At 64.4% G+C, this 6,224-nt stretch carries 6 protein-coding genes; 5 read left to right on the top strand and 1 reads right to left on the bottom strand.

Annotated elements, in window-relative coordinates; genetic code table 11:
• Positions 1–120 precede the first annotated feature (120 nt).
• Positions 121–1,020, bottom strand: a complete 900-nt coding sequence (locus QCM77_RS19510; protein ID WP_279666620.1) for a LysR substrate-binding domain-containing protein — start codon at positions 1,018–1,020, stop codon at positions 121–123.
• A 273-nt stretch (positions 1,021–1,293) separates the two neighbouring features.
• Between QCM77_RS19510 and QCM77_RS19505 the strand changes: the two genes are divergently transcribed.
• The 5 genes from QCM77_RS19505 to QCM77_RS19485 are packed head-to-tail and all read left to right on the top strand — an operon-like array spanning position 1,294 to position 6,212.
• Entirely contained in the window at positions 1,294–2,328 is a 1,035-nt protein-coding gene (locus QCM77_RS19505) for an ABC transporter substrate-binding protein (RefSeq protein ID WP_279666619.1), read from the top strand.
• Positions 2,329–2,351: 23 nt separating this feature from the next.
• Positions 2,352–3,392, top strand: coding sequence for an ABC transporter ATP-binding protein (locus tag QCM77_RS19500; protein ID WP_279666618.1), 1,041 nt, complete (start codon positions 2,352–2,354; stop codon positions 3,390–3,392).
• Positions 3,389–4,264 (top strand): ABC transporter permease, encoded by an 876-nt coding sequence (locus QCM77_RS19495; RefSeq protein ID WP_279666617.1) that lies wholly within the window; start codon positions 3,389–3,391, stop codon positions 4,262–4,264. Before QCM77_RS19500 ends, QCM77_RS19495 begins: the two co-directional genes overlap by 4 nt.
• Positions 4,261–5,067: an ABC transporter permease gene (locus QCM77_RS19490; protein ID WP_279666616.1), complete on the top strand. Its 807-nt coding sequence runs from the start codon at positions 4,261–4,263 to the stop codon at positions 5,065–5,067. Before QCM77_RS19495 ends, QCM77_RS19490 begins: the two co-directional genes overlap by 4 nt.
• Before the next feature lie 8 nt (positions 5,068–5,075).
• Positions 5,076–6,212 carry an NAD(P)/FAD-dependent oxidoreductase gene (locus tag QCM77_RS19485; RefSeq protein WP_279666615.1) on the top strand — a complete coding sequence of 379 codons (1,137 nt, stop codon included), beginning with the start codon at positions 5,076–5,078 and terminating at the stop codon, positions 6,210–6,212.
• Positions 6,213–6,224: the final 12 nt, after the last annotated feature.

The raw sequence follows: 6,224 nt of genomic DNA, 5'->3' as shown, positions 1-6,224 counted from the left end.
TCGGGACACTCCCCGTAAGGAGAAAGCCCCCACCCGGCGCTTCGCGCCGACCTCCCCCGCAAGCGGGAGAGGTTGAGCGAGCCTGTGGCTGCACCATTTTCAACCCAAAGCGATTCTGCTTCAATCTTCGAACTCGGCGAGCGACTTGCGCATGGTCTCGACGAGGTCCAACGCTACCGGCGAGGGGCTGCGCTGCGCCGGAAAAACCGCTGAGAATTCGAAGTCGATGCGCGGCAGAAAGCGGCGCACGACGACGCCGCGCGTTGCAAATTCCTGCGCGGTGAAGGGATCGCAGATTGCGACGCCAAGTCCCGACGACACCATGCCGCACATGATCTCCGACAGGGTGGTCTCGACCCTGAGCACGCGGCGGACGTCGCTGCGATGGAAGACCTGGTCGACGAGATGCCGGCTCGACGATCCCGCCGACAGTGAGATGAAGGTCTCGCCCTCGAAATCGCCCGGCTCCAGCACCTCTTTCTCCGCCAAATGATGTCCGGTCGGCAGCACCGCGACGCGCGCCAGCGCCGGCAGCCGCAGACTCGGCAGGCCCGAATGTGCGATCGGCACCTCGGCAAAGCCGATGTCGCATTGATTGTTCAGCACCCAGTCGACCACGATTGGCGAGATCACGCCGAAGAAGGCGAGGTTGAGGTTGGGCCGCTCTTTCAAAAAATGTCCGGCCAGTCGGGGCAGGTAGCCATTCGACAGCGCTGGAAGTGCAGCGATCCGCAGCGAGCCGGTGCGGCGGCCGCGGATTTCCTCAGCTGCCGCCGTGATGCGTTCGAGGCCGACGAAGGAGCGCTCGACTTCGGTGTAGAGTGCCATTGCCGCAGCGGTCGGCACGAGGCCGGTGCCGCGCCGTTCGAACAGCTCCATCTTCAACAGTGCCTGGAGGTCGCGCAGCAACCGGCTGACGGCCGGCTGCGTCACGGTCATCAGGGCCGCCGCCTCAGTGACGCTGCCGGTCAGCATCGTCGCGCGGAAGGCCTCCACCTGCCGCGAATTGATCCGCGCCATCCCGAATTCCGTTCATAACATTTCGGCATGCAGACGGTGCCATTATTCATTGGACGATGGAAGCCAGAGTTTGCGATCTTTTTCATCAGAGCTGGAGACAGCCCGCTTTTTCGGCAGATTGGAGGGGTTCAAACCTCCGGATCGCGCCAAAGCCCGTCGAGCAGGGGCCGGAGCCCTGGTCGGACACGGGATTCGCGCGGAAGGAAATGCGGAAGGCTCAGCCAGCGAGACTCGTCGGCACGTCACCTCATCCCGGTATGGAGATCGGACCACATGAAGACTTTTCGCCTGCTGACAGCGGTCAGCATCGCGGCTCTCATTGCCGCCCCGTCGGTCGCCTCGGCCCAGCAAAAGACGCTCTATGTCGCCGGCTATGGCGGCTCGTTCGAGAAGACCATCCGCGACGAGGTGATCCCGACCTTTGAGAAGGAGAACGGCGTCAAGGTCGAGTACGTCGCCGGCAACTCCACCGACACGCTGGCAAAGCTCCAGGCGCAGAAGGGCAACCAGCAGATCGACGTCGCCATCGTCGACGACGGCCCGATGTACCAGGCGATCCAGCTCGGCTTCTGCGGCAAGCTCGATAGCCTGCCGGCCGATCTCTATGACACCGCCCGCTTCAAGGACGATCGCGCGGTCGCGATCGGCATCGTTGCGACTGGCCTGATGTACAATACCAAGGTGTTTGCGGAGAAGGGCTGGGCGCCGCCGACCTCGTGGAACGATTTGAAGGACACGAAATACGCCAAGCAGCTCGTGATCCCGCCGATCAACAACACCTATGGCCTCGAAGCGCTGGTGATGCTGTCGAAGATGAACGGCGGCGGCGAGTCCAGTGTCGATTCCGGTTTCAAGATATTCAAGGAGCAGATCAATCCGAACGTGCTCGCCTACGAGCCGTCGCCGGGCAAGATGACCGAGCTGTTCCAGTCCGGCCAGGCCGTGATCGCGGTGTGGGGCACCGGCCGCGTGCAGAGCTTTGCCAACACCGGCTTCCCCGTCGACTTCGTCTATCCCAAGGAAGGCGCCGCAACCCTGCTGACGACGGCGTGTCCGATCACCAAGCCGAACGCCTCGCCGCTCGCGTCGAGCTTCATCAAGATGCTGCTCGACCCTAAAATCCAGCTCGTGTTGCTGAAGGACTACGGCTACGGCCCGGTGCTGAAATCGCTGGTGGTCCCGCCGGAGCTCGGCAAGATGGCGCCGATCGGCGAGCGCGCGGCAAAGCTCTATAATCCGGACTGGACGGTCATCAACGACAAGCGTGAGGAGTGGACCAAGCGCTGGAATCGCGAGGTCGAGCGCTGATCGGCCATAGCGGAGACAGTGCCATGGCCTATCTCGAGCTCGAAGGGGTCGCCAAGCAATTCGGAGCGCAGACTGTCGTCGACGACTTCAGTCTCGCGGTCGGGAAGGGGGAGTTCATCTCCTTCCTCGGCCCCTCCGGCTGCGGCAAGACAACGACCCTGCAAATGATCGCGGGCTTCCTCGATCCCACCCGCGGCGCGATCCGGCTGGAGGGCAAGGACCTGACCGCGATCCATCCGGCCAAACGCGGGCTTGGCATCGTGTTCCAGAGCTACGCGCTGTTTCCGCACATGACCGCAGCCGAGAATGTCGCCTTCGGCCTCGAGATGCGCAATGTGCCGCGCGGCGAACGGACCGAGCGCGTCCGCGCCGCGCTCGCGATGGTTGGGCTTGCCGGCTACGAGGACCGTCATCCCCGTCGCATGTCCGGCGGCCAGCAGCAGCGCGTGGCGCTGGCGCGCGCGCTGGTGATCAAGCCGAGCGTGCTGCTGCTCGACGAGCCGCTGTCGAATCTCGATGCCAAGCTGCGCGAGGAGATGCAGATCGAGCTGCGCCAGATCCAGCGCACCATCGGCACCACCACGATCCTGGTCACCCACGACCAGAACGAGGCGATGTCGCTGTCCGACCGCATCGTGGTGATGAGCCAGGGCCGCATCGAGCAGATCGGCACGCCGCAGGAGACCTATGAGAAGCCGGCCTCGGCCTTCGTCTCGCAGTTTTTGGGCAAGACCAACGACTTCGCCGCGACGATCGATCGGACGAGTGCGCCTGCGCGATTGATCGCCGGCTCGTGGAGCGCGCCCGCGCCTGCCGGACTCAGCGGTCCCGTGACCGTCAGCATTCGCCCCGAACGGATCGGCTTTGGCGACGCGGGCCTCGGTGCGAAGATCGTCACCCGCATCTTCCAGGGCAATCACTGGCTATTCCAGTGCGACAGCGAATGCGGCCTGGCGACCGTGATCCGCCAGAATGACGGCGAGAGGCAACCGGCCGAAGGCGAGACTGTCCGTCTCGCCTGGCGTCCCGAGGATATGAGCGTGCGCGGAGGAGCCTCCGCATGAGCACAGCCGCCGAGGAACGCAGAGTGCGTGCGCCCTGGGCCATGACGGCGCCCGCTTTGATGCTGTTCGTCGGCGTGCTGCTGATTCCGCTCGCAATGACCGTGATGCTGTCGTTCCACGATTGGGGTCAATACAAGGGCATCGAGCCCGTCTTCATCGTCAAGAATTGGCACGAGATCGTAACCGATCCCTATTACGCCGAGATGTTCTGGCGCACGTTTCGCATCGCGATCCTGACCACGCTGCTCACCGCGGTGCTCGGCGCGCCCGAAGCCTACATCCTCAACCGCATGAGCGGACGCTGGAAAAGCGTCTTCCTGCTTGTGATCCTCGGGCCGCTGTTGATTTCCGTGGTGGCGCGGACGCTCGGCTGGGCGCTGCTGTTCGGCGGCAATAACGGCCTCGTCAACAAGCTGCTGATGTCGGCCGGGGTGATCCGCGCACCTATCCCCTTCATGTTCACCGAAACAGGCATGGTGGTCGCGCTCGCACATGTGATGATGCCGTTCATGGTGCTCTCGGTGTGGGCGGCGCTGCAGCGGCTCGATCCGCAGATCGAGAATGCCGCGCTGTCGCTGGGCGCCGGCCCTGTGACCATCATCCGTCGCATCATCATGCCGCAGATCATGCCGGGTGTGCTGTCGGGCGCAATCATCGTGTTCTCGCTCTCGGCCAGCGCGTTTGCGACACCCGCCATCATCGGCGGCCGTCGTCTCAAGGTCGCGGCGACGCTCGCCTATGACGAGTTCCTCAACACGCTGAACTGGCCGCTGGGTGCGGCGGTCGCCACGCTGCTGCTGGCCGCGCTGGTCTTGATCGTCGTCGGCAGCAACGCACTGATCGAGCGCCGTTACGCGGAGGTGTTCCGATGAGCCGGAACGGACCGCTCGCGCTGATCTTCCACACCATCTTCGTCATCGTCATGGTGGCGCCGATCCTGGTGGTCTGCCTCGTCGCCTTCACGCCCGAGGGCTTTCTGTCGCTGCCGACCAACGGCTTTTCGCTGCGCTGGTTCAGGGCGATCGCCAACTATCCCGAATTCATCCATGCTTTCTGGGTCAGTCTTGGCCTTGGCGCACTGTCTTCCTTCGTGGCGCTGCTGTTCGCGGTGCCTGCGGCGTTGGCGATCGCGCGCTATCGGTTCCGCGGTCGAGACGCGCTGGCGGCGTTGTTCCTGTCGCCGCTGATGATCCCGCATGTCGTGCTCGGCATCGCCTTCCTGCGCTTCTTCACCTCGGCTGGCCTCGGCGGCAGCTTCGCGGCGCTGATCATCGCGCATGTCATCATCGTGTTTCCGTTCGCGCTGCGGCTGACGCTGGCGGCGGCGACCGGCATGGACCTCTCGGTCGAGATGGCCGCTGTCTCGCTCGGCGCCGGCGGCTGGACTCTATTCCGCCGCGTCACGTTGCCGCTGATCCTGCCCGGCGTCATCAGCGGCTGGGCGCTCGCCTTCATCCAGTCCTTCGACGATCTCACCATGACCGTCTTCCTCGCGGCACCCGGCACCGAGACGCTGCCGGTGCGCATGTTCCTCTACATCCAGGACAACATCGATCCGCTGGTGACGTCGGTCTCGGCCTGCGTGATCGCGATCACCATGACCGCCCTCATTCTGCTCGACCGCTTCTACGGGCTCGACCGCGTGCTCGCCGGCAAGGGCGATACGGGACGATAGGAGAATCCATGCGAACAGATTACGACGTCGCCGTCGTCGGCGGCGGATTGCTCGGCTCCGCCATCGCCTGGGGCCTCGGCCGGCTCGGCAAGAGCGTCGCCGTGCTCGACGAAGGCGACATCACCAAGCGCGCCTCGCGTGCCAACTTTGCGCTGGTCTGGGTGCAGAGCAAGGGGCTCGGCATGCCCGCCTATACGGTCTGGACCGTGCAGGCGTCACAAGCGTGGGGAAGGCTCGCCTCCGAGTTGAAGCAGCAGACCGGTCTCGACGTCTCTCTTCAGCAGAATGGCGGCTTTCATCTCACGCTCGGCGAGGACGAATTCGGCCAGCGCGCCGAGCTCGTCAAGCGCATGCACAATCAGACAGGCGCCGCCGACTACAAGATGGAGATGCTGTCCGCATCCGAAGTGAAGAAGTCGCTGCCGCTGATCGGTCCCGAGGTGTCCGGCGGCAGCTACTGTCCGCTCGACGGCCATGTCAATTCGCTGCGCACGTTCCGCGCGTTCCACACCGGCTTCAAGGCGTTCGGCATCGACTATTTTCCGGAGCGTCCGGTCTCGGCCATCACCAAGAGTGGCGACGAATTCCGCCTGACCACGCCCAGGGGGGAGCTCCGCGCCGCCAAAATCGTGCTTGCGGCGGGTAACGCCAACCAGACGCTGGCGCCGATGGTCGGCCTTTACGCGCCGATGGGCCCGACCCGCGGCCAGATCGTGGTGACCGAGCGCACCATGCCGTTCCTGCCGCATCCGCTGACCACCATCCGCCAGACCGACGAGGGCACGGTGATGATCGGCGACAGCAAGGAAGACGAGCTCGACGATCGCGCGATGAAGCATTCGATCAGCGCCGTGATGACCGATCGGGCCCAGCGCATGTTCCCACATCTGTCGCGGCTCAACGTTATCAGGAGCTGGGCCGGCATCCGCGTCATGCCGCAGGACGGCTTTCCGATCTACGACCAGTCTGAGACCCATCCCGGCGCTTTCGTCGCCTGCTGCCATTCCGGCGTGACGCTCGCCTCCAACCACGCTTTCGAGATCGCGCGGATGGTCGCGCAAGGTTCGCTCGAGCCGGAGCTGGTCGGCGCGTTCTCGGCCAGCCGTTTTGGCGCCGCCGGTGCTGCGAACAACAGCGGCTACTAGGGATATTGAAGG

This window comes from Bradyrhizobium nivariense (assembly GCF_029846695.2).
Taxonomy (GTDB): Bacteria; Pseudomonadota; Alphaproteobacteria; order Rhizobiales; family Xanthobacteraceae; genus Bradyrhizobium.
Note: the sequence above shows the minus strand (reverse complement) of the source record. Positions and strands in the feature narration are given on the sequence as shown.